Source organism: Geobacillus sp. 47C-IIb (assembly GCF_014679705.1).
GTDB lineage: Bacteria > Bacillota > Bacilli > Bacillales > Anoxybacillaceae > Geobacillus > Geobacillus thermodenitrificans.
On sequence record NZ_CP061473.1, the window covers coordinates 1,247,035 to 1,268,569 of the forward strand.

The following is a 21,535-nucleotide window of genomic DNA, read 5'->3' on the forward strand; positions in this document are numbered from 1 at the left end:
GACACCCATCCACTTCAACACACTCCCCGCCAAACCTATTTGACAAAGCGGGCCATCACGATCAAATCCCAGTACGTGTTGTCATCGATTTTGACGGCGTTTTTCTTCACCCCTTCTTCGACAAACCCAAACGTTTGATACAAGCGAAGCGCATTCGTATTGTCAGCCACAACCTCGAGGCACACTTTCTCAATGAACGGATGTTCCGTTGCCCAATCAAGAAGCGCCGCAAGTAGCGCCTTGCCGACCCCTTGGCCCCGAAAATCGCTTTTCACGCTCATGCCGAAGGACCCTTGGTGTCTGGTTCGCTGCTTATGGCCGTTATGAAAATCTAAAAGCCCGATTATTTCCCCGTCATGCTCGGCGACAATCGCCAACTTTCCCGGATCATCCATGATTTGTTGCAGCCATTGTTTTTGCCGCTCGCTCGTAGTCACCACTTCCGCTTCCGTCGTCAGCAAATACGGCGCTTCCGCCGCCACCGCCTTCACAAACGCAACGACACGCTCGGCATCCTCAGGTGATGCCGTCCGTACGACAATCGGCCGGCCGCTTGCCGTCATCAACCGCCTTGGTTGAATGCTCCCCATGGCTATCCTCCTTGCTTGATGTTCATCTGTATAGATTCGTAAGCACGAGGGCCATATCCTGCACGCAAAAGAAGATCTCTTCTGTCCCATAGTTCGTATTGCCGTCAAACCCTTGTACATTCACCAAAAGCCCCGATATATTCTTAGTGATTCGCCGGATGAAAGTCGAAACATCCATTTTCGGTATGCTCTACGAACCACCACCCTAATCCTTTCATCATCTCCATTGTTTGGATGGCTCGTTTGTCAATAAGGCAACCACTTGACGAACAGAAAAACAAAAAGTATACTCATAGTATACTTTTGATACTAGGGGTATCCACTATGAAAGAACATATTGCTGCTGTGCACAAACAAACGATTGCCCAAGCCGCTGAGCGGCTGTTTCTCGAACGCGGGTTTGACGGCACGTCAATCAGCGACATTTGCGCAGCGTCGGGATACAGCCGCCGCACGGTGTACCGCTACTTTGACACAAAGGAGGAGATTTTGTACTACATCGTCGCGAATGGTCTCGAACAGTTGCGTGATCGTCTAACCGACATCGTGCAAGCCGAGCAGCCGTTTTTGGCTAAGTACGAACACATTTGTAAAGCGATGCGCGCTTACTACGAACATTGTCCCGTTTCGGCACGCGCCGTCCATCAGTTTCAACCGAAAGCGCTTGAGACAGTAACGCCAACCATGGAAACCATTTTCTCTTTAGGAACGGCCATCAATGACGCCCTCGCCCGCTGGATTGAGCAAGGCATCGCAGAAGGCGTTGTCCGCGAAACGGCGGACGTCATGATGACCGTGTACGTGTTTTCTGCACAACTACATGCGCTGTTTGACCTTGTCGAAACAAAAGGAGCGTTTTTGCTGCCGACACTCGGCAAGACGAAAGAGCAGTTTTTCGCCTACGGCCAGAAGATGATTTTCAATAGTCTCGCAAAGGAGCCATTGCGATGAAACCAAATGAACCGAGCATGACCGCATTGATGTCCTGTTTCGTCCGCGCCTATCATACGGAACACGACACGCCTGTCATTTTTCGTGACGATATGGCCAGACAGCTGATCACAGACGAAGAATACAAACAAATCCAAACCTTTCTCGCCAACGGCTTGGGATTTTTTGCCCCCGAGCGGCTTGATGCGTTCTCATCGGACGAAGAGAAAGTGAAATGGATCGTCCAAACGCAGCTCGCTCCGACTCCAATCGCTCGCGCTGCCTATACCGAACGGATCATCCACCACGAAAAGCGACTTGGCGCGACGCAATATGTCATTTTAGGAGCAGGGCTGGATACGTTCGCCTTCCGCCATCCAAACAGCGGCCTGACGATATTCGAAGTCGACCACCCCAACACGCAGCAATTCAAGCGCGAACGCATCCACATGGCCAACTGGAAGATGCCGAACTGCTTGCAACTGGTCGCCGCTGATTTTACCAAAGATGACGTAGCCCCCCGATTGCTCGCAGCCGGCTTTCGCCCAAGTGAAAAAACCGTATTCAGTCTGCTTGGCGTCTCGTATTATCTGGAAAAAGAGCACTTCTATCGCCTTTTGCACCAACTCGCTCCATTGATGACAGAAGGCAGCTCCATCGTGTTTGATTTTGCGGATGAGCAGCTGTTTACCTCCCCCGTCAAGCGGGTGCAAAACACGCTTGCTCTTGCCCAACAAAGCGGTGAGCCGATGAAAGCGGCGTATTCAATCAAGGAATTGGAACAACAGCTGCAGTACGACCATCTCCTGATTTTCGAACACGTATCGCCACAACAAATCCAAACACAATTTTTCTCCAATCGCAATGATGACCTAACGGCGTTTGAACATACTCATTACCTCCACGCCGTGCGCAAATAACCGCTCCTTCATCGGCCGGGAAGCGCTAGACGCCTTCCCGGCCTCATCCATTCAAATAACGGAGGCTTCGGTCGCCATCTCCTGCACCGTCCATTCCATTCACTTTCGCTATTTTTCCATGTGGAACGATATGGGCGAACAACGAATGCATCCCCGCCCTTTCTTTCGCTTCAGAAGACGGTTCGACCGATGAACAACCGTTGTCCCCCCAATTCCCGCCTCAACGGAACACATCTCTTCCTCTCATGCTTCCACGCCCGTTATCTCTTTTTTCATCATCACGACCTTTACCGGCACTCCATTAGCGCTGATAACCGTTTGTTCTTGAACGAGGGCATACCCTACCGATTGATACAGCCGAATATTGCGTGCGACCGACCGCCGGACGTTGCACCATATTTCCTTCTTCCCGTTTTCTTTTGCATACCTTTCAAGAAAGGCTAACATGGCTTTGGCTCTCCCTTTCCCCTGCTCCTTGGGACAGGCGGCAAGACGGAAAAACGAAAGCGAATGTTCATCCATTTGAAACCGCACCGTTCCAATCGGCCGGCCGCTCTGAATACAAAGAAGAGCCTGTTCATCCCCGTCCTCTAATCGCTCTCTAATGAACTCGACGGTTTCGTTCAAAGCTGCAGAGGGAACACGATCATGCTCATATTCGGCGAACGCAGCCATCGTGATCTGATGGATGAGATGAGCCTCATCTGGATCAGCTAGACGAATGACAACCTCTTCTTTTCCATCAGGTGTTCGCACTGGTTCTAGCTCCATGTTGGCCGCCCCTTTTCCGTTTCCATATGGGCACATGATAAATAGCGGCTTTCTTGCAAAAATATAGGGGAGTTTTCCCACTAAACCGCTTTCTACTTCAACAAAAAAAGCATTACTCCCTGCTTCTTGAAGTAATGCTTCCGTTACTTGAATCATTTAAATAACCCTAGAGCATTTTTGCACGATCTACATCCATTTAGTTGTTTCATTTATCTCATCGTTTTCAACGATTTCTTAAAACTCAATCCCTCCCCCTTATCATGAAATGGAGTTTTATTTCTGTTGGAGTTGTTCGTTTATAAATGAGAAGATTTTATTTTTAATGGAGATGGCATCTGTCGTAAATAAAATATAGGTGTTGGAATGTGTTAAAATGACCAGTCTATCCGTTGCTCCATATGGTGTGCCAATTCGAATAGCTGTTTTCTCCTCCCCGCCATAAGTATCGTCAAATGTTACTTTTACAATATCAGAAATGGGTACTTCTATTTTTGATAGCAACCAACTAATCACTAACTTATCATTTAATTTTTCTACTTTTATCCCTGACATCACATTTCTCCCTGTCTTCTGTTACTGTTATCTATTTATTGAGCGAATCCCTCATGGGTGGAATAAGCTTTTGTTTCAGTACAATGATTAATTTATTTCCACCACATGATCCAATGAACCCTCTTTCTTACATAAAGAAGTTGATAATGCCTCTCACTAAGCGTTGAAAACGTCTCCTTCTTTATGTACAAAGTGATCATTCATCTATTTTCGTTCCTCTAAATCTCACAAAACAATTCCCACAGAACTGCCTACGTGCTTGTCAAATAAATCCCGATTTGCAGTTAAAAAACAAGGTAGCGAATAAGATTCATACACGCTGAGATTGTTTTATAAAACGCACCAAAATTGCCGTTCCTGTCATGTTTAAGATAATACTTATACCAAGCAATACACTCCATATAGGGGTAGGCAACGTAAGAGTTAATGATAGCATCAAGAAAATGAAACCAACTGTCACGAAAACCAAACCCGCAGTTTTATGATTCAATGTCAACACTCCTATTTGAATATTTTAGAAACCATTCCTTCATTATTATATACGTTTTATCCATCATATGGTTTCATTTTTTTTCTTACTATTTGTTCGTTTTCAACTTATTTCAACAGGATGTAACATATACTTTTGTAAAAGTTTCCTAATCACCTGTTAGCCGAACGTTTCAACCGCACTGTTTGGCTGCACCAACAGCCTGCATTTGTCTCGATTTTTCCGTTTCTTCTACCCCTCCCGCCAACGTGGATGGCCTTATCACATACTGACAAAGCTCCTGCACCATGGAATCAATTGAGCGGAAAGAAGGACCGGTTTCCCCAAATGCTCCTGACAGGCTATGATCAACGGTGTCTGCATCACCGTTGATGATGAAAAGATCCGAGCCCGAATCATACATCTTAAAATTTTGACGAAGTCTTTTGGCTTCTTGTAACTTTCTTTTCTGTTCCGCTACTTTCGTGCGCAAAAACCTTATCTTTCCCAAAGTGATGATGTTGAATATGGTGTAGCAAACAAGGCTTGCCGAATACTCGTTGTCCTCATTCATATCGTGAAAAAACTTCATGTAACTCCTCCTTGATCTCATCTTTCCCCTAAAGGGTGATGATTGAAAAAGCATTCTTCTAATAGATAAACCTTAATGGTTAAACTTCTCCAAAATCAATCGTACCAAGAAGCAGCGATTGTCACTAGCCTCCTCAAAGGATGATGCAATGTCCCTCCAAGGCAGGGATTCAAAAGGCTGCTGTCGAAAAGAGAAGGAATTGATTGAATGAGAGTCTTTCCATGCAAGCTCGGATCCCAGATTCGTGCCACACCTAGGTTTCTATCATCTTTCCTATTGAACGAAAGAAACAGAAACGCTGGCGTCAACACAAGTCTTTGACCATCTGGCGCAAAACGAAAGGAGTGCTCGACGTGAATGTGCCGTTTGAAATTCGCCAAGCCACCATTCAAGACATCGAAGATCTGACTCGATTGCGCTTGGAATTTCTTAAGGAGTTAGGAAAAATACAGTCGGAACAAGAGGAAACGCTTGTCACAACCGCAACAAAACAATATTTAGAAGAAGCCCTTTCAAACCATGAATTTATTTCCTTTGTCGCTTTATCCAATCATCGCATAGTCAGTGTCAGTGGCATCGTCTTATTCAAACGGCCCCCTTCTTTGCAAAATCTAAAAGGACTCGAAGCGTATATACTGAACGTGTATACGATCCCTCCGTATCGGAGAAAAGGATTGGCCAGAACGCTGTTGGAACGTTGCATTGAGGAATGTAAAACAATCGGAGTCAAACGAATTTGGCTGCATGCCACGGAAGATGGGAAGCCGTTATATACAAAAATGGGATTTACCTTTAAAAACAGTGAAATGGAATTATTCATTTGAATGTAACCAAACATTATAGACGACTGCCGGAAGCGAGCTTGTGCTCGTCACACCAAGGTGTGGAAAGACCGAACACCGCTTCCCCCTACATGAACGCGGAAGCGGCGTTGTTTCGGGCGCCAGCAGTCGCTCCAATGTTTGGTAAAAGCCGCATCCAATTGCCTCTATAGACATGCTCAAGTAGCTCCTAACATAAAAAACATGGCTTCATATGGTCATCAATACTAAGGAGTGAATCAACGTGAAATTTGATCCCAATCAGCATCTTCATTTAGGATATTATGAGAACAATGTTGATGTAGAAGCAGTTGCCTATAAACTTGAGCATACAAATCAATGGGTAGTTTTTCTCGATCATGAACAGGGTACTACAGTCGTGAAAAGAATATTAGATCAGTATGATCTCCATGAAAAATATGGTTACAAAATTTTCACAGTCGAAGCAGATGAGTTATCTTATGACGTCGGAAGTAAGCTGCTGGAAGAATGGTTAAAAGCAAATAATATCATATAAGATCATGTTGCCATTTGGTTGAATGGTGATTGGGCCAAATTCGAACTGTATGACTCAATATCACTGTTGCATGATTCACAACGAAAAGTGAGGTCTGTACATGAAGACGGTTAGCCAAGAAATCCAAGAATTGTCCATTCAATCCTTAGAGTCCACTTTTCATAAGCTTTCCAATGCTTTTCAAAGCATGACAGAAAAAGGTGCAAACACCGCTCTTGTGGAAAAAAGACGAAACGCAGTCAAAATTGGTTTAGAAAGCCTAAAAAATACTTGGTATGGGGAAGAGTTTTGCTATGACGAAGAAATCATATTGACTTCTAAAGATGTTCTACAAGGTCTCATTCCGCCGATCGAAACACAAATAGCCAAAGCAAAGGAAGGAAGTTCGCAAAAAACATTAAATGAGCGTCGCTTAATGGCGTTAAAACTGGCCATCGAATCTTTGGAGAACCGTCTTACATAAGACGGTTTTTCAATTTTTTATTGTTCCCGAATTGGGTGTGTGACATAAACAAGATGGAAGGAAAGCTTATTTATGATAGCATCCCGTTATGTTTACGCCATAATCAACTGAAATCAAGTACGTCGTTCATTCAATCACAGGAATCCCAGTATCGTTCCATTAATGAGACCGACCAAGCAGGCTGCCTTACTTCGCCTTTAGGTAAGAACTCCTTCATAACCGGTTTAATATCAATAATCGGCGTACCATCTATGGCATCTAATCCTCTTACTTTCAATGTCCGCCCTTGATGTTCTAACAATTCAACCGTTGTTAACCCTAATTTATTCGGTCGATGTTTGCCCCTTTGAGCAAAAATTCCGACCTTCGGATATTCTTTACGATTTCTTGGATGCCTTGCTCCATAGTGAATGGTGTCATCTGTCACTCGGTCAAAATAAAAAATAATATCTAAATGCGAAAACTCACTGATCCCTTGTAAAGCGGAATCATCGATTTCATCTACTAATTCAATGATTGAAATCACATTCCCCCAATAATCATCTTCGACATCTTTGCGGTTGTTTCTCACAAATGCGATTGGCGTAATGGTATATTGCATCATTTCCCCTCCTCGTTTCACTATTCACCTGCTTGTAGCCAACCATAAATCGCAGAGTGAGCGTCCGCAGGCTCTCTCTCCCACGTAAAGGTCAAGATATGAAAAAGATTGATTTTCCAGATCGTTGGATAGAAAGTGCGATTTCATTCCCTGTTTCCGGCGCTTCTAACTTCATTATGGCACCAAAAGACTGTTGAGCCGGCGTAAAGATAATAAACACTCATAGCTCACTGATTTCACCTGCGGAAAAGGATTGCCTCAATAGGTCAAAAGCAGAATCCGGGATATCTGTTTTAAAAAGACCTCCACAAATCCTACGGCAACAGCGATTTTTTCATTAAATGAATGAGGTTCAGGTTTTTCCTTTGGCTTTGCAATATTCACAACCATTCCCTTGCGCTAATGTTCTTTTCATTCGGCTGATAGCAGCCCGTCTTTTTCCCATACTTCTCCTAAATGTGCCCACCCCTCCATCACTTCTTTGTTATGTCCTAAACGCTTCTGAAACGGTGTATTCCCGAAAGTGGATGCATGAATTCTTGCCATTTGCTCATCCCTTCTTGTAGTATTAATGAAGAGTAAATTTGTTACAATCCATTATAAAACAAATACCCAATAAGGCTACAAAAGTAAAGTGTTTTGTGACTCGTTCAAGTCAATCGACAACCGCTCCCATACAGATAAAAAACGAGTATTGCTATGAGGAAATACATGATCCATGGTTTGGAGGTATTGTATATGTATGTCACAGTCGCAGATTTCATTAGGGAATGGAATTGGGAAGCAAGCCTAACTCAAAAGGTTTTGGATGGTTTGACCGATGAAGCGTTAAACCAAAAAGTTTACCCAGAAGGTCGTACGTTAGGAAGGATTGTGTGGCATTTTACAACAAACATCCCGGAATATTTAGCCCATTTCGGGTTGAAGATCGATAAAGTAGAAAATGCAGAAAACGTTCCAACTTCAGCCAAAGAAATAGCAGAAACCTTTCAAAAGGTAAGTTCCTATGCGGCCAAAGTCATTGAACAACAATGGACAGACGAATCGTTGAAGGAAGTGCAAAATGCATTCGGAAGGCAAGAAACCAATGCTCAAATCTTAATGGGGCTAATCAAGCACATCATTCATCATCGTGGCCAAGTGACTGTTCTTATGCGTCAAGCGGGACTCAAACCTTTTGGAGTTTATGGTCCATCCAAAGAAGATTGGGTTCATTTCGGTGTGGACAATCCACCGCTTTAATCATCATGGTCTAACGGGTGCATTCGTTGAAAAGAAAAGGGAAACCCTGATTGGGTTTCCCTTCATTTTATCGTTCCCACAGGCAGGAAAATGTTCCATCGTTTAGCGTAATCATAAAAAGTACGAAGAAAAACCATTAAGACGGGAGGTAGGACGATTGCGAATCGGAGGGATTAATCATTTGACGTTCTCTGTATCTGATCTAGATATAAATGCTAGTTTAAGAATGTACAAAAGTGATTGGATAAGAATGTACAATTTTGATTTTAACATGCATACTGATTTCGAGGTGAAATGGTGTGCATGTAAATTTGAAAAATCACAACAGAGATTGAAATTCATAGTTTATCAGATTTGCCAAAATTTAAAACCCTTATGGAGAGTTTGGGAATGAAAATTAATAAGAGTCAATTAGCACGAGATCTCAATGTAGATAGGAGGACGATTGATAAATATTTGAATGGTCTTATCCCAAAAAAGACACGAAAAAGAGGGTCTAAGATTGATAAATACTACGATGTGATTTCTCAATTGCTTTCAAAAGAATCGAAACAAATTTTTTATTATAAACGGGTTCTTTGGCAGTACTTGAAAGACAATCACGGCTTAGAATGTTCCCAATCAGCCTTTGATGATGTATAAAATTTTGTGTAAAGCATTTTGCTAGAACAAAAGAAAAAAGGTAGGGTATTCTCTGATTTGGACCACAACACATTCCAGAGAAAGGAGTACCCTACCTATGTCTAAAAGAAGTATACCGAATGTCGACTGGGCAAATCAACTGGAAAATGCCATTCGTCAGTTTGTAAAAGAAAAATTAGAACTGATTATGCGGGAAGAAATCAAAAATTTCCTCGAAATCGAACAGGCTGGAACGCCGAATATGAGAAACGGCTACTATCAGCGAAATCTAGATACACAATATGGCCGGATTGAGGGTCTTTTGGTTCCAAGAGACCGAAACGGGGAATTTCAAACACAGTTGTTTGCCCCTTACCAACGGCACACGGGCTGGCTGGAGGAAGCAATCATTAGGATGTACCAAAGTGGCATGAGCACGCGTGAAATTGGCAAGTTTATCGAACGAATTCTAGGAAGCACCTATTCTCCTGCGACGATCAGCCGGATTACCGATGTCGTGAAGGAAGACATCGAGAAATGGCACGCTCGTCCACTACACCAGCGTTATTCGGTCTTATATTTGGACGGCTTGTACGTGAAACTTCGCCGGGATACGGTAGAGAAAGAAGTTATTTATGTGGTATTGGGGGTGAACGAAGAAGGGTATCGTGAAATTCTTGATTTCTTCGTAGGAGGACAAGAAAGCGCCTATGTATGGCAGGAGATTCTCCAACAGCTCTACAAAAGAGGCGTCAAGGAAGTGCTTCTTGGCGTCTTCGATGGCCTTCCGGGGTTGGAGGAAGCCTTTAAGGCGGTGTATCCGAAAGCCGATGTGCAGCGCTGTGTCGTGCACAAAGTCCGCAACACCCTCAGCCGTGTTCGGAAAAAAGATCAATTCGAAATGGCGGAGGACCTGAAACTCATTTATCGTTCTCCGAATAAAGAAATCGCATTGGAGATGTTTCAACAGTTTCAATCCAAATGGTCTCACAAATACCCAAGGGAAGTCCAATCTTGGGCAAATGAGTTGGATGTCCTTCTCACCTTTATGGACTATCCAAGCAGTATTCGAAGTGTGATTTATACGACCAATGCCATCGAACGAACGATCAAGGAGATTCGGAAACGCCTAAAACCGATGAACAGTTTGAGCAGTTTAGAAGCCGCTGAAAAAGTCGTATATTTGACGATACAGGACTTTAACGAGAAATGGGCAGGGCGAAAGTTGCGAGGATTTGCCGAAGCGCAAGAAGCCCTTCAACGAATGTTTGAAGAACGTTATTGTTAACCAAATATTGTAAATAAACAAAATAAGGGGATTTTCCCTTTCCACACAAGAGACTGAATATTCAGTCTCTTGTGTGAAGGAAACTCGGTTCCCTATCCATTCCAAATCCATTTCAGAGATACCCTATCTATCTTACATTACACAAAATTCTTGACGGTACCCAGCCTTTCGGGCCTATATTTCTCGGAAACCAGAGTTTCAAGCATATTTTTCTGAGGGTAAACGGACAAAACCGGTTGGTCAGGTCGTTCGTTATGAAACGGAACCTGGAGAACAAGCGCAATTTGATTGGAAAGAAAATATTCGATACGTAACGAAAGAAGGGGAAATATTAAACGTTAATATAGGGGTATTTCTTCTGTCTCATTCACGATTTCGAACTTTTTTATTAACACTTTCAAAATCGCAGAGTGTGTTGATGTCCTTTTTGATGGAGACGTTTGAAAAGATTGGAGGCGTGCCGAAAACCATTGTCTTTGACAATATGAAGACCGTCATGGATGAAGCGAGAACGGAGTATTCGAAAGGGGTGGTCAATGAACGGTTTGATCAATTTGCCAAAGATTGCGGATTTGACATTCATCCGTGTAAAGCCGGTAGGCCTTATACCAAAGGGAAAGTGGAAGCCACGATGAAGCTAATCGATGAAATTCATGCCTATCAAGGTCAATTTTCATATGAGGAACTTCAGAATTTTGTTCAATCCCTTTGTGAACGGATCAATCATAGCTATCATCAAGGAACGGGAAAAATCCCTATCTTAGCCTTTGAACAAGAAAAGAATCTCTTACAACCCCTGCCAAGGAATGAAATAAGAGATTCTTACAAAATCAAACATACACTTGTAAAAGTCAATTCAGCGGGAATGGTTACCTATAAAGGGAATCAATATTCCGTCCCTGCTGAATACAAAGGAAAAACAGTTGGATTACAAGTGTATGATGACCATATTTACGTTTATTATAACATGCATTTGATTACTCAACATAGGATTAGTTCAATAAAACTGAATTATAAACAAGAACATTACATCGAAACCTTGTCGAGGGGATTACCTCATCACCCGGATATTGATGAGCTAGCCAAGAAGAATTTACTTGCGATTCATGAGGTGTATAAAAATGAATAGTAGTTATCAACAATTAATTCAAAACTTAGAGTATCTCAAGTTAAAACAAATGATTTGTCACCTGAATGAAACCATTGATTTTAGTACGAAAAATCAGCTGTCGTTCGTTGATACACTAGTAAAATTAACGAATTATGAAATTGATATGCGTGAAAGAAATATGATTAACTCGATGGTTAAGGTGGGGGCTTTCCCTCACCTAAAGGAATTAAAAGATTTCGATTTTGACTTTCAGCCTTCAATCAATAAACAACAGATTCTAGATTTTACGACATTACGGTTTATTGAAGAGAATGAAAATATTGTTTTTTTAGGTCCAAGTGGCGTTGGAAAAACCCACTTGGCGACTGCGATTGGAATCGCAGCTGCCAAAAAAGCGGACAAGTACGTATTTCATTAAATGTCACGAACTGATTTTACAATTGAAGAAAGCGAAAATGGAAAATCGTTTAGACAATCGTTTAAAACATTATGGAAAATACAAGCTATTAATCATTGATGAGATTGGCTATTTGCCGATTGACAGAGAAGATGCAAAATTGTTTTTCCAGTTGATTGATTTACGGTATGAAAAGAAAAGCACGATATTTACTACCAATGCCAATTTTAAGGATTGGGGGGAGGTATTTCAAGATTCAAAGCTAGCCAATGCCATCCTAGATCGTATTTTACATCACGCGACCGTGATTAATATTGTAGGGGATTCATATCGAATAAAAAATCACTTAGAAAGAGAAAAAGAAAACGAGTAAAAATGTACATTCTTAAACAGTCAAAAGTGTACATGTTTATCTTGACATTTACAATCTAGAGAAATCCATTCATTTTTATCAAAACGTGTTCGGAGCAAAGCTATTAGTCAAAGGGAGAAATTTGGCTTACTTTGACTTAAACGGAATCTGGTTAGCTTTAAATGTTCAACAAGATATTCCACGCAACGACATCCAGCATTCATACACCCATATCGCTTTCTCTGTAAAGGAAGAAGACTTTGATCATGTCGTGGAAAAATTGAAAGAGTTGGGCGTCAATATTCTTCCAGGTAGAGAAAGGGATGAAAGAGACAAACGTTCCGTTTATTTTACAGATCCGGATGGACATAAATTCGAATTTCATACAGGCACGCTAAATGACCGATTATCTTATTACAAAAGTGAAATGCACCATATGCAATTTTTTGATTAAAAGAACATTGAAATTACGTCTTTATTTTTATGAAATGAATTCCTAGAAAAAATCAACAATGCGTTCATCATCAAGGCTTTCCTCTACTTTCGATGTCGATCGTGAGAGTCAAGCCCATATATAGGGATGCCCCTCGATAATGAAACCACGCAGCCGTAGAGAAACAAAATGATTGTATCATTGAAGCTGAGATGCTGTTGATTTTCTCGTTTGATGAACAGACGGGAATGTTCAAAAAAGGATGGTTGAATCACTTGCAGAATAGATAAAAGTAGTTTACTATAAAAGTAGTTTACTAATGCAACGACTCAGTAGGAGGATAGGATGGACATCAAAATACATAGTGATTTTTCTCATGCCAATCTTAATGAAATGAGAGAAGTGTATAGTTCTGTCGGTTGGACAAAGCATACAACCAAGATCATTAAGCAAGTTTTTGAAGCAAGTAATGTGATCGCATTGGCTACTATCAATGGTCGGATTATTGGATTTGGAAGAGCGATTTCAGATGGGGTTTTTAATGCAGCAATCTATGATGTTGTGGTCCATCGAGATTTTCAAAAGCAAGGGATAGCGAAAAAAATCATGGAGTTTTTATTGGATCAGCTCAGTCATGTTTCTTGTGTACATTTAATCTCAACCACTGGAAATGAAGAATTTTATCGAAAACTTGGATTAAAACGGGTGAAAACAGGAATGGCAAGATATTTAAATCCCGAGCTAAGTGACGAGTATTTAGAGTAAGAAATCATTTCTGTGTTATCATAGCAATCACTCGTCATGAATTCGCTCTCCTCTTTTCCCTCTCTTGCTCTTTTTCTGCCATTTCACCTCACCGAACACGATGTTCTTTTCTCAAATCGTATTCGGTAAATAAAAAACAAGGGATTTCACAAAAGTGAAATCCCTTGTCCTTGTTTTTTCGATGCCGATGGTGGGAGTAAAACCATCATCCTCTAAACCTTGATTTTTCAAAGTTTATAGTCTTTCAAATTCCTTGCCGTGCAAAATTTGTGCAAAATTATTTTCGGCTGCTATCCCGTGCAAAAAAGGCGGAGCGATCCGCCTTTTCTCTTTCCAACATTTCGTTCCATCTGGCCTATGCGATCTGTACAGAACTGAAGAGACCGCTTGAGGAGATATGGATAAAAAGGAGCCTACTCAAAGTGAGTAGGCTTCATTACTTCAATTTCAATTCAACTTCGTATTCTTTCGTTTCTCCGTCAAACTCATCTTCACCGCCAACATGTGCAGACCATTTTAGTTTAATCCATTGAATTTTATCCGCATTTCCTCATTTTAAGTACCAAATGACATATCACTCTTTTAACTGTATTTTCTCTGTAATGGCAGATAAACACCAACTATGATAATATTATTAAAAAAAATTATCAAAGGGGATGATAAAACAGTGGAATTTCTTGTCGCACTGGGATTTGTCGGGATAATTGTTGGTGTTGTACTGTTTATCGTAGGTAAAATTAAAAAGAAAAAATATTACGGTGGGGTAATTACAATTGTTTCATTGGTTCTTTTTATTATCGCATTAATAGCTATGCCGCCGACTGAGGAACAGAAAAACACAGAATCCGCAGAAACACCTAAAGAGGAAATCCAAAAAGAATCATCGAAACCAGCCGAAGAAAATACTAAAGCAAAAGAGGAAGCTGAAGAGCAAACCAATAAAGAAGATGTAGATTGGAAATCGAAAATTAAAGAAATTGCCGAAAATGATGATAAACCGGCAGATAAATATTATGCAGTTGAAAAATTAATGATGGAATATAAAACAAAATTCAATAAGGATGAGATTGAAAAATTCAAGAATGACATAATCAATGATTACAAATCCGGAAATTATTTAAGTGAATTGGATAATCATGAACGCATGTTAACTAATATTTTTAAATCTTATATTGTTGAACGAAACAGTGAAGGTGCTGTAAAGATTTTGCTTTTGACTATCATCAAAACTTAAAATATACATATCGCGGTGTGGATACTGTGAATAGTTCTGCCGTAAAATCGAATGAAAGACAGATGGATAAAGCATTGAAGGAAATGGGAAAATGACAGAATACAATAAGAGTCGAGGTTCGTTATATCAGTGCAGTTAAGGAAAATGAGTCACATTTAAATTAAAAAAGCCCCTCTCGAATGAGAAGGGGCTTTTCATATCGAATCATCTTCATCGTCCTCATGAAAAAACGGATACTTCAAAAGCATTTTCTGAAACGTTCCTTCATCTTTTATAGGAAGACGGCGTTGCGGAAACTTGTAGTAGCATTTTTGATGCATTACCGTATTGATAATGTCGAGGAACACTTTCTCGTCTGGCTGAACCGGCTCAGAACAAATCGGGCAACGCAAGCGACCAATGATTTGGAACATATTCGTTTCCCTCCAAGTTAATACTCATTGGATAAATACCTCATTCAATTGTTATTTCCTTCTTCCATAATTTATTTGAGGATTTAATCTTTTCTCATACAAAAAGGGGGTTATTTACATATAATTTGTTTTATTAGACTATGACTCTTTATCACATCAAAAGAAGCGAAGAGGCATTTAGACACACTCCAAGAGCTGAAGAATTTTCCTTAATCGGATAGGACCTTACTTTTAGCTTTTACCTCTCTCTTCCACTTTTCTCATTACCTTAATATCCACTGCTTTCGTAAATACGATGTATTCACTATTAATTGACTGATAGGGATATAATTAATTTAAGTACTAATATTTTAAGAAGAGGAGCGATAGTGACAGTGAAGCAACCTAGACGGTGGGTTGATGAGATCATTGATGTGCTAAATGAACTAGGGGGACAAGCACACCTTAGTGAAATCTATGATCATGTGAAGAAAAGAGGAATAATGAATATTTCCAAAACATATGAAGCTACAATTAGACGTACAATTGAGACTCACTCTAGTGATTCTGACGCCTTTTATGGAAATGAGGATCTATTCTATTCTGTCCATGGGAAAGGGAGCGGTGTTTGGGGATTGAGAAATATACTCAGCAATCAGGAAATACAGCTATTTAAAAGCAATATCTCCCATATTCAAGAACAGGAGCTGGAATCGTTGATTCAAAATGCCTCTGATGAAGATATTAACCGAACACTTTCAAATTTTGATCATTCAGGTAGCATTGAGTTGAAACAAACTTTCCGAAAAATCCGTAAAGTTAGTCGAAAAACGGTTCAATATCTTAAAGAAATTTATAACTACTCTTGCCAAATTTGTGGAGTCAATCATCAACACCCCTACGGTGTGAATGTTGTTGAAGCACATCATATCGAGTATTTCTCCATTAGTCTAAACCATCAACCTTCCAATATCGTAATTTTGTGTCCAACACATCACCGATTAGTTCATGCCGGAAAAGCAATTTTTGATCGTGATAAGAAAGTTTTTAGATATATTAACGGATTTGAAGAACCATTAAAGATCAATAAACATTTATAGAGAAACAGAAAAATGCTCAATCAGAAGTAGAGTTAATACTAAATCTTTGATATCAGAACTGAATCAATTAAATGTCATTTATGACTTGCGAGGTTCAGGTCTTAACCATCCGAACATTCGTAATCAAATTAAGCACAGCCGAGGGACTTTCGAATGAATGGATATGCTCTTTTATCCCATGCAAAATTATTTTCGGCTGCTATCTCGCGCAAAAAAGACGGATCACTCCATCTTCTTTTTCACAGTGATTTCGAGATCTCCGCCTACAAAACCTAATAAAAATTAAATGTGGTCACACAAAAAGCGGGAGCAATCCCGCTTATTTTATTTGGTATATTTACATAGCACCTCATGTGGAATGTTATATTCCTTGCACCAATCCTCTAATTTTTCTTTCCGTTCCGGCGAAACAACGTTGAGTATCTAAACACAAACATGGTTATTTACAGAATTTTTTGTTTTTTATATATTATATTTAAGGACGATGGTCCTTACCACCCACAGGCAGAAGCCCTTTCAGTGACCCTCCGTCCACAAGCATCAAAGTTTCTTCATCCACAGTCTGATCAAAGGAGCTGAACGCCATGAATGTATCCGCCTATCTCAACCGTATCGGTATCAAAGCAGTTGATCGTCCTGATCTATCGTTATTGTCGCTCCTTCAGGAGAATCATTTGCTCCATGTCCCGTTCGAAAATTTGGATATCTTCCTCAACAGACTGATTCGGTTATCGTTACCAGCGTTGTTTGAAAAAATTGTTGAACAGCATCGTGGCGGTTTTTGCTACGAATTGAACGGATTGTTCGATTGGCTTCTTCGGGAGTGTGGTTTTATCACATCACTCATCTCTGCACGTGTGCGGAAAGCGAACGGTTCGTTCGGTCCCGAATTCGATCATTTAGCCTTGTTGGTTCATTTGGACCAACCATATTTGGTGGATGTAGGCTTTGGTGACAGTTGTCGACGTCCGCTGCCATTGACGGGGGAAGAAGTGGAAGACATCAGCGGTCGTTATAGAGTCATTCCGGACGATGTTCCAGAAGTCTATGCCCTGCAAAAACAGACGGAAGACGATTGGGTTACAGAATATCGTTTTACGACCCGGCCATATGAGCTAGACGCGTTCGCCTCAATGTGCGAATACCACCAAACTTCTCCTGCATCTACTTTTACGCAGAAAAAAATATGCACGATCGCCACTCGGGATGGTAGAATCACGCTCACCCAGGATTTTGTGACGATCACCCGAAACGGAAATAAACAAAAGCTCCCCGTTTCATCCAATCAACAATTTCATGAAGCGCTTCAGCGTTTTTTTGGAATTAAGCTGTGATAGGCTCCTACAGCCCGAGAGTTGGCCAAATACCTTTGTGAAGAACGGCTAGATTGTAATTACTTGAAAAGTATATTCCAGTATCTGCGTAACGAGTTAGAAGTCGAGGTGCCAAGAACAAATATCCTGTAATGATAATAGGGTAATGCAATTCCTAAATGACATATCCCCAGAAGGCTGTAGTCTTACTCCGCCTTCTTTTTACAAAAAGGAGTCTACTCAAAATTAGTAGACTTCATTAATGCCATTTATTTGGGTCAATAATTGATATTATTAGTTGCCTTTAAAAAAGTTTTTATATACATTTTGTTTTAAATAATTGTATTGTCTTTCATTCGTATCCGAGAAAGCTTCTTCCCTATTAGAAGGGATATCCATATATTCAATAGCTTCCGAGAATTGAGATTCTGTCAAATCATAAAGCTGACCATTTATTTTATTGTAAAAATGCCAACCTTCAGGAGTCAGTGTTTTCAGTATTTCTCCACCAAATATATCGTTAACCACTAACGCAGTGACTCCACATTGTCCTTTTGCTGGATTCTGAGGAGTCCATTTAGAGCTTGATTCGATTGACCAGACTTTCATTAAAACATGTTTAAGTTCAAGTATTTTCTCTTCTAAATTATGCACTGGTTACCCCCTTCTTTCTAAACCAAAAATTACTCTAATAAAAAATTAATCAATGCACATATATAAAGCAAATAAAAAATTGTAATCTTTTTAATTATTTATATTATGACTAATCAAGAAGACCGGAGTCTTACTCGGCCTTCTTTTTTCTTCGCTGCTTACACAAAACCTCACATTTTTTCACATCCGAAACGGTTACCAAAGTAGCACCGAATCCCCGATCTGCTGACGCTGTATGAATCGGAAAAGATATGCGTACTTCTCGACCTTTCGCTTGTTCTTGATCATTTTTTGTGTGATGTCCACCTCTAAAAAGTACATTTGTCCGTGATATGTGAACCGCGCATCGGACACGATGCTGTATTCCTTGCCTCCTTCTTTCCATCTCGTTTTTGCTTCCGTTTTCCAGTCAGACGGATAATGATAAAAGATAAAAATGTCATTCCACATGACAATATGTTCAATCGGGCTATTTCGTCGAATGGTTGCCTCTCCGCCCACCATTTCCGCATCTTTTTGTTCAAGTAATACACCTCTTCACCGATGCGTTTTGTATGCGTGTATTCACGGATCCCGCTCAAAATACGATTCGCATTGTGTTTACCGCCCAGATCAAATCATTACTTTGTTTCTTCCTTACCAAGAAAATGGCCGCTAAAATTGGCTTGTAACACGTTTTAAATACCGTGGTAATGGTTTTATATCCCTTTCAAGAAAACGTCTATATGAGGCTGTTAGAGGCTTTAAAATCGATGTTCTCATTTCCGAGGGGTATTGCCACCTCAAATGTGCCGATATCGACGCATTTCCGAATTCAACTTCGTAAAAATCCGATCGCCGACATGTACTTTCAGATAGAAATGTCCAAAAGCCAGCGGCTTCCTCAATGTTGAGGGGGGATGGATGATCTGTCCACCCCTTTAAGCACTCTTTTCTCATCCCCCCTCCTCCTAACAAACGCTGGATTTCTTGGTACATGAGGCGTTTCACTCGTACAAGTGCACTAGGAAAACAGCGTAGAAAAAGTGACTGAAGTGAAAATAAACAGTTTCGAAATCCTGTCGAGAGAGTGATACTGAGACACCTAATGAAGTGAAGGGAAAGTTTTGCTACTGTGTGGCTTTTGTATTATTAACCTATGTGGGGATGATTGTCTGTATAACTTGTCCTACATATTTTTCTTGAAAAAAATCAAGTAAATAACGGTATTTGGGGGATAAGAAAATAAAAAGGGATTTTTGAAAATAAATCGAAATATAAATAGTAATTTACAGAATTAAAAGGGGATCACAACAATGGAATTAGAACCGCGGATTAGAGAAATACGAGAGAATAAGGGGTTAAAGCAAAAATTTGTGGCCCAAAAAACTGGGATATCTCAACAACAATTAAGTGATTATGAAACGGGGAAAGCATATCCTCGTATCGATAAAGCATATAAAATCGCAGCAGTACTGGATTGTAAGGTAGATGATCTGTACATAAAAAAAGAGCCTACCCCAAACGAGTAGGCATCTGCTTATCATTTCAAGTTGTCAATAGCGTATTGTGCTTCCTCTGGGGTGAATTTTTCCCCGTGTTCGGAGGTTAACTGCTCATAAATCGCTTGATTGGACATATTCATCGTTTCGGCGTATTGTTTAGCCTTTTTTAATGCATTTGCTTTCCAGTCCCATTCAAGGTTGTCGATAGCATATTTCGCTGCTTCTTCCGGGAACGCTTCGCCGTATTCAGATGTTAATTGATCGTATATTGCGGCCTTTGACATGTGCATCGTTTTGGCGTATTGCTTAGCCTTTTCTAACGCTGCTTTATATTCCCGAGGCACGTTGTCTTCTTTAGCTTGTTCCTCTTGTTTCTCTTCTTTCTTTTCCTCTTTCTTTGGCTCGCTCTTAGTTTCTTGTGCCTCTTGTTTTGGTTCTGTGCTTGCTGTTTCGCTTCCTTCTTCGCCACCACTTACCGCGGCAGCAACGATGATAATCGCAAGCACCTTTCGCTGATTTTGGGTTCGTAAAAAAATAAAAAATCCCTGCCATTTGGCAGGGGGGATTAAACAATAATTGCTGGATATCCTTTTTTCTTCAGTTCCTCTACAAGCCGTTCCGCATTTTCTTGATTCGCAAACGCTCCGACTTGCACGCGGTACAGTTTGCCAGCAGACAGTTTCGACACAGAATTTGCTTTCGTTTTCCAATCATGAGCTTTAGCCAGTCCATGCGCGTGTGCCAGTGCGATTTTACGCAAGTTGGCGTCCGATTTCAGAAAATCAGCGTTGTTCCTATTGTCGATAAACCCGTTCTCTGTCAACACTGCCGGCATGGTTGTTTCGCGAAGCACCGCAAGGTTAGCTTCTTTTTTGCCGCGGTCTTTGAACCCGGTTTCCGCAATGATCACGTCGTGTAATGCGTTGCGGAGCGCATTTGTTTTCGACTTGTTCGCGTATGAACCGCTATAAATAAACGACTCAAAACCGTCGCCCCCACCTGCGTTAATGTGGATGCTGCAAAAATGAGTTGCGCCTAATCGATTGGCAAAAGCAGCACGTTCGCTCAAGCTGAGAAAGACATCTTGTTCACGAGTGAGATAGACCTTTACGCCTTCGTATAGCTCATGAATGTAGTCGCGCGTATAGAGCGCGATTTTCAGAGTCAAATCCTTTTCGCGGAGTCCATTTGCGACAGCACCAGGATCATGACCGCCATGACCAGGATCGAGGACTTGAACGAATTCAGCCATGTCAATTCCTCCCTTTCGTTTTTGATGCAAACATTTGATGCAAACAAAAAAGACGCCCGTAAATGGCGTCTTTTTTGTTTGGATTAATTATCAGCATTCTCAGTGAGCTTCTCGTCAATAAAGTGGGTTTTATTGAAATGTAAATCTAGATTGTGAATGACTTGGTGAATCTCGTCAAAAATTTCATCACCTTTTTTCGCATCGTTCTGAATCGCTTGATTCACCAATTCCTTGGCTTTTTCGAGTTCATCCTTTTTCTCTTCACCTTTATATTTAATCTTGTCTAAGCTGCTTTTTATTTCATTCAAAGTCATCTTATAATCTTCATCGCTCAAAGGAGTTCCTCCGTTATTAGCGATCGCCTTATCTACAAAAACAGCAGAGTTCAAATGAGCATTGTAGAGTTCGAAATTCGAATCGTATTCCGGATCATTATTCGGGTCGGCACCGACAATCAGCCATTCTTTTTGTTCCTGCTCTGATTGTTGCTGTGCCTTTACAGGTTTGGCGTCATCTTTTTCACTCGTTAGGACAAAAAAACCGATCCCTAATAAAACAACAGCGACTGCTCCAGAGATCCATTTGCCCAACTCAAATCCTCCCCCTTATTGCAACCTCGTCGCTATTGTAACTAAATTTCTACCTCCTTTCAAATCAAAGAGCGCCAAAAA

24 protein-coding genes and 4 pseudogenes are annotated in these 21,535 nt (G+C 40.8%); 16 read left to right on the forward strand and 12 right to left on the reverse strand.

Annotated elements, in window-relative coordinates:
- Positions 1 to 35: 35 nt before the first annotated feature.
- Entirely contained in the window at positions 36 to 590 is a 555-nt protein-coding gene (locus IC804_RS06265) for a GNAT family N-acetyltransferase (protein WP_008880991.1), read from the reverse strand.
- A gap of 324 nt (positions 591 to 914) precedes the next feature.
- Between IC804_RS06265 and IC804_RS06270 the strand changes: the two genes are divergently transcribed.
- Both IC804_RS06270 and IC804_RS06275 read left to right on the forward strand, forming a co-directional pair.
- On the forward strand, positions 915 to 1,541 hold the full coding sequence (locus IC804_RS06270) for a TetR/AcrR family transcriptional regulator (RefSeq protein WP_011888033.1): 627 nt from the start codon (positions 915 to 917) through the stop codon (positions 1,539 to 1,541).
- Complete coding sequence (locus tag IC804_RS06275; RefSeq protein ID WP_011888034.1) at positions 1,538 to 2,440, forward strand: class I SAM-dependent methyltransferase; 903 nt, start codon at positions 1,538 to 1,540, stop codon at positions 2,438 to 2,440. The genes IC804_RS06270 and IC804_RS06275 overlap by 4 nt, the downstream gene beginning before the upstream one ends.
- A 243-nt stretch (positions 2,441 to 2,683) precedes the next feature.
- Here the strand turns inward: IC804_RS06275 and IC804_RS06280 are convergent, their stop codons facing one another.
- The 3 genes from IC804_RS06280 to IC804_RS06290 form a co-directional block, all read right to left on the reverse strand.
- Positions 2,684 to 3,211, reverse strand: coding sequence for a GNAT family N-acetyltransferase (locus IC804_RS06280; RefSeq protein WP_060476133.1), 528 nt, complete (start codon positions 3,209 to 3,211; stop codon positions 2,684 to 2,686).
- Between the two features lie 273 nt (positions 3,212 to 3,484).
- The gene (locus IC804_RS06285) at positions 3,485 to 3,763 is read right to left on the reverse strand and encodes a SunI/YnzG family protein (RefSeq protein WP_008880996.1); all 279 of its coding nucleotides are present in this window, start codon (positions 3,761 to 3,763) and stop codon (positions 3,485 to 3,487) included.
- Positions 3,764 to 4,425: 662 nt separating this feature from the next.
- Positions 4,426 to 4,824: a hypothetical protein gene (locus IC804_RS06290; protein WP_081157191.1), complete on the reverse strand. Its 399-nt coding sequence runs from the start codon at positions 4,822 to 4,824 to the stop codon at positions 4,426 to 4,428.
- Between the two features lie 353 nt (positions 4,825 to 5,177).
- Here IC804_RS06290 and IC804_RS06295 point away from each other — a divergent pair, with 353 nt between their 5' ends.
- The 3 genes from IC804_RS06295 (at position 5,178) to IC804_RS06305 (ending at position 6,625) form a co-directional block, all read left to right on the forward strand.
- Entirely contained in the window at positions 5,178 to 5,648 is a 471-nt protein-coding gene (locus IC804_RS06295) for a GNAT family N-acetyltransferase (protein ID WP_008880998.1), read from the forward strand.
- Between the two features lie 241 nt (positions 5,649 to 5,889).
- Positions 5,890 to 6,162 (forward strand): DUF3986 family protein, encoded by a 273-nt coding sequence (locus tag IC804_RS06300; protein WP_081157190.1) that lies wholly within the window; start codon positions 5,890 to 5,892, stop codon positions 6,160 to 6,162.
- A gap of 100 nt (positions 6,163 to 6,262) precedes the next feature.
- Positions 6,263 to 6,625: a hypothetical protein gene (locus IC804_RS06305; RefSeq protein WP_008881001.1), complete on the forward strand. Its 363-nt coding sequence runs from the start codon at positions 6,263 to 6,265 to the stop codon at positions 6,623 to 6,625.
- A gap of 130 nt (positions 6,626 to 6,755) precedes the next feature.
- Here IC804_RS06305 and tsaA read toward each other — a convergent pair whose 3' ends face one another.
- Complete coding sequence (gene tsaA / locus IC804_RS06310) at positions 6,756 to 7,226, reverse strand: tRNA (N6-threonylcarbamoyladenosine(37)-N6)-methyltransferase TrmO (RefSeq protein WP_008881002.1); 471 nt, start codon at positions 7,224 to 7,226, stop codon at positions 6,756 to 6,758.
- A gap of 91 nt (positions 7,227 to 7,317) precedes the next feature.
- Positions 7,318 to 7,772 (reverse strand): annotated as a pseudogene (locus IC804_RS06315) (carboxymuconolactone decarboxylase family protein).
- 192 nt (positions 7,773 to 7,964) lie between these two features.
- On the opposite strand from IC804_RS06315, the gene IC804_RS06320 reads away from it, so the two are divergent.
- The 8 genes and pseudogenes from IC804_RS06320 (at position 7,965) to IC804_RS06355 (ending at position 14,669) form a co-directional block, all read left to right on the forward strand.
- Positions 7,965 to 8,468 (forward strand): DinB family protein, encoded by a 504-nt coding sequence (locus IC804_RS06320; RefSeq protein ID WP_029760538.1) that lies wholly within the window; start codon positions 7,965 to 7,967, stop codon positions 8,466 to 8,468.
- A 318-nt stretch (positions 8,469 to 8,786) separates the two neighbouring features.
- Positions 8,787 to 9,098 (forward strand): annotated as a pseudogene (locus IC804_RS06325) (IS21 family transposase); the annotation flags it as partial.
- 109 nt (positions 9,099 to 9,207) lie between these two features.
- A complete protein-coding gene (locus IC804_RS06330) occupies positions 9,208 to 10,377 on the forward strand; it encodes an IS256 family transposase (RefSeq protein WP_008880572.1) in 1,170 nt (389 codons plus the stop codon).
- A 163-nt stretch (positions 10,378 to 10,540) separates the two neighbouring features.
- Positions 10,541 to 11,506, forward strand: a pseudogene (gene istA, locus IC804_RS06335) (IS21 family transposase); the annotation flags it as partial.
- A pseudogene (gene istB / locus IC804_RS06340) lies at positions 11,499 to 12,258 on the forward strand (IS21-like element helper ATPase IstB). The pseudogenes istA and istB, both read left to right, overlap by 8 nt.
- A 46-nt stretch (positions 12,259 to 12,304) precedes the next feature.
- The gene (gene fosB / locus IC804_RS06345; protein ID WP_190300693.1) at positions 12,305 to 12,691 is read left to right on the forward strand and encodes a metallothiol transferase FosB; all 387 of its coding nucleotides are present in this window, start codon (positions 12,305 to 12,307) and stop codon (positions 12,689 to 12,691) included.
- Positions 12,692 to 13,015: 324 nt separating this feature from the next.
- Positions 13,016 to 13,435: a GNAT family N-acetyltransferase gene (locus IC804_RS06350; protein WP_008881006.1), complete on the forward strand. Its 420-nt coding sequence runs from the start codon at positions 13,016 to 13,018 to the stop codon at positions 13,433 to 13,435.
- Between the two features lie 667 nt (positions 13,436 to 14,102).
- A complete protein-coding gene (locus IC804_RS06355) occupies positions 14,103 to 14,669 on the forward strand; it encodes a hypothetical protein (protein ID WP_223812901.1) in 567 nt (188 codons plus the stop codon).
- A 194-nt stretch (positions 14,670 to 14,863) separates the two neighbouring features.
- Here the strand turns inward: IC804_RS06355 and IC804_RS06360 are convergent, their stop codons facing one another.
- Positions 14,864 to 15,082: a hypothetical protein gene (locus IC804_RS06360; RefSeq protein ID WP_060476135.1), complete on the reverse strand. Its 219-nt coding sequence runs from the start codon at positions 15,080 to 15,082 to the stop codon at positions 14,864 to 14,866.
- Positions 15,083 to 15,450: 368 nt separating this feature from the next.
- On the opposite strand from IC804_RS06360, the gene IC804_RS06365 reads away from it, so the two are divergent.
- Together IC804_RS06365 and IC804_RS06370 are read left to right on the forward strand one after the other, a co-directional pair.
- On the forward strand, positions 15,451 to 16,161 hold the full coding sequence (locus IC804_RS06365) for an HNH endonuclease (protein ID WP_151506763.1): 711 nt from the start codon (positions 15,451 to 15,453) through the stop codon (positions 16,159 to 16,161).
- 584 nt (positions 16,162 to 16,745) lie between these two features.
- Positions 16,746 to 17,495: an arylamine N-acetyltransferase family protein gene (locus IC804_RS06370; RefSeq protein ID WP_008880475.1), complete on the forward strand. Its 750-nt coding sequence runs from the start codon at positions 16,746 to 16,748 to the stop codon at positions 17,493 to 17,495.
- Positions 17,496 to 17,768: 273 nt separating this feature from the next.
- Here the strand turns inward: IC804_RS06370 and IC804_RS06375 are convergent, their stop codons facing one another.
- Both IC804_RS06375 and IC804_RS18495 read right to left on the reverse strand, forming a co-directional pair.
- Positions 17,769 to 18,083, reverse strand: coding sequence for a YunG family protein (locus tag IC804_RS06375; RefSeq protein WP_190300695.1), 315 nt, complete (start codon positions 18,081 to 18,083; stop codon positions 17,769 to 17,771).
- 240 nt (positions 18,084 to 18,323) lie between these two features.
- Positions 18,324 to 18,578, reverse strand: coding sequence for a hypothetical protein (locus tag IC804_RS18495; RefSeq protein ID WP_232724473.1), 255 nt, complete (start codon positions 18,576 to 18,578; stop codon positions 18,324 to 18,326).
- An 845-nt stretch (positions 18,579 to 19,423) separates the two neighbouring features.
- On the opposite strand from IC804_RS18495, the gene IC804_RS06385 reads away from it, so the two are divergent.
- The gene (locus IC804_RS06385; RefSeq protein ID WP_081157452.1) at positions 19,424 to 19,639 is read left to right on the forward strand and encodes a helix-turn-helix transcriptional regulator; all 216 of its coding nucleotides are present in this window, start codon (positions 19,424 to 19,426) and stop codon (positions 19,637 to 19,639) included.
- An 11-nt stretch (positions 19,640 to 19,650) separates the two neighbouring features.
- Here the strand turns inward: IC804_RS06385 and IC804_RS06390 are convergent, their stop codons facing one another.
- From IC804_RS06390 to IC804_RS06400, 3 genes are all read right to left on the reverse strand, one after another.
- Positions 19,651 to 20,118: an Ltp family lipoprotein gene (locus tag IC804_RS06390; RefSeq protein ID WP_223812903.1), complete on the reverse strand. Its 468-nt coding sequence runs from the start codon at positions 20,116 to 20,118 to the stop codon at positions 19,651 to 19,653.
- Positions 20,119 to 20,177: 59 nt separating this feature from the next.
- The gene (locus IC804_RS06395) at positions 20,178 to 20,864 is read right to left on the reverse strand and encodes an N-acetylmuramoyl-L-alanine amidase (protein WP_008880470.1); all 687 of its coding nucleotides are present in this window, start codon (positions 20,862 to 20,864) and stop codon (positions 20,178 to 20,180) included.
- Between the two features lie 83 nt (positions 20,865 to 20,947).
- The gene (locus IC804_RS06400) at positions 20,948 to 21,454 is read right to left on the reverse strand and encodes a hypothetical protein (protein ID WP_008880469.1); all 507 of its coding nucleotides are present in this window, start codon (positions 21,452 to 21,454) and stop codon (positions 20,948 to 20,950) included.
- Positions 21,455 to 21,535: the final 81 nt, after the last annotated feature.

Excerpts from the sequence above, each read along its gene's own strand:
- IC804_RS06360 (WP_060476135.1), bottom strand. The coding sequence starts at position 15,082 with ATGTTCCAAATCATTGGTCGCTTGCGTTGCCCGATTTGTTCTGAGCCG.
- IC804_RS06330 (WP_008880572.1), top strand. The coding sequence starts at position 9,208 with ATGTCTAAAAGAAGTATACCGAATGTCGACTGGGCAAATCAACTGGAA.
- tsaA (WP_008881002.1), bottom strand. The coding sequence starts at position 7,226 with ATGCAATATACCATTACGCCAATCGCATTTGTGAGAAACAACCGCAAA.
- IC804_RS06285 (WP_008880996.1), bottom strand. The coding sequence starts at position 3,763 with ATGTCAGGGATAAAAGTAGAAAAATTAAATGATAAGTTAGTGATTAGT.
- IC804_RS06375 (WP_190300695.1), bottom strand. The coding sequence starts at position 18,083 with ATGAAAGTCTGGTCAATCGAATCAAGCTCTAAATGGACTCCTCAGAAT.
- IC804_RS06275 (WP_011888034.1), top strand. The coding sequence starts at position 1,538 with ATGAAACCAAATGAACCGAGCATGACCGCATTGATGTCCTGTTTCGTC.
- IC804_RS06385 (WP_081157452.1), top strand. The coding sequence starts at position 19,424 with ATGGAATTAGAACCGCGGATTAGAGAAATACGAGAGAATAAGGGGTTA.
- IC804_RS06350 (WP_008881006.1), top strand. The coding sequence starts at position 13,016 with ATGGACATCAAAATACATAGTGATTTTTCTCATGCCAATCTTAATGAA.
- IC804_RS06265 (WP_008880991.1), bottom strand. The coding sequence starts at position 590 with ATGGGGAGCATTCAACCAAGGCGGTTGATGACGGCAAGCGGCCGGCCG.
- IC804_RS06280 (WP_060476133.1), bottom strand. The coding sequence starts at position 3,211 with ATGGAGCTAGAACCAGTGCGAACACCTGATGGAAAAGAAGAGGTTGTC.
- IC804_RS18495 (WP_232724473.1), bottom strand. The coding sequence starts at position 18,578 with ATGTGGAATGACATTTTTATCTTTTATCATTATCCGTCTGACTGGAAA.
- IC804_RS06395 (WP_008880470.1), bottom strand. The coding sequence starts at position 20,864 with ATGGCTGAATTCGTTCAAGTCCTCGATCCTGGTCATGGCGGTCATGAT.
- IC804_RS06370 (WP_008880475.1), top strand. The coding sequence starts at position 16,746 with ATGAATGTATCCGCCTATCTCAACCGTATCGGTATCAAAGCAGTTGAT.
- IC804_RS06270 (WP_011888033.1), top strand. The coding sequence starts at position 915 with ATGAAAGAACATATTGCTGCTGTGCACAAACAAACGATTGCCCAAGCC.
- IC804_RS06305 (WP_008881001.1), top strand. The coding sequence starts at position 6,263 with ATGAAGACGGTTAGCCAAGAAATCCAAGAATTGTCCATTCAATCCTTA.
- IC804_RS06290 (WP_081157191.1), bottom strand. The coding sequence starts at position 4,824 with ATGAAGTTTTTTCACGATATGAATGAGGACAACGAGTATTCGGCAAGC.
- IC804_RS06320 (WP_029760538.1), top strand. The coding sequence starts at position 7,965 with ATGTATGTCACAGTCGCAGATTTCATTAGGGAATGGAATTGGGAAGCA.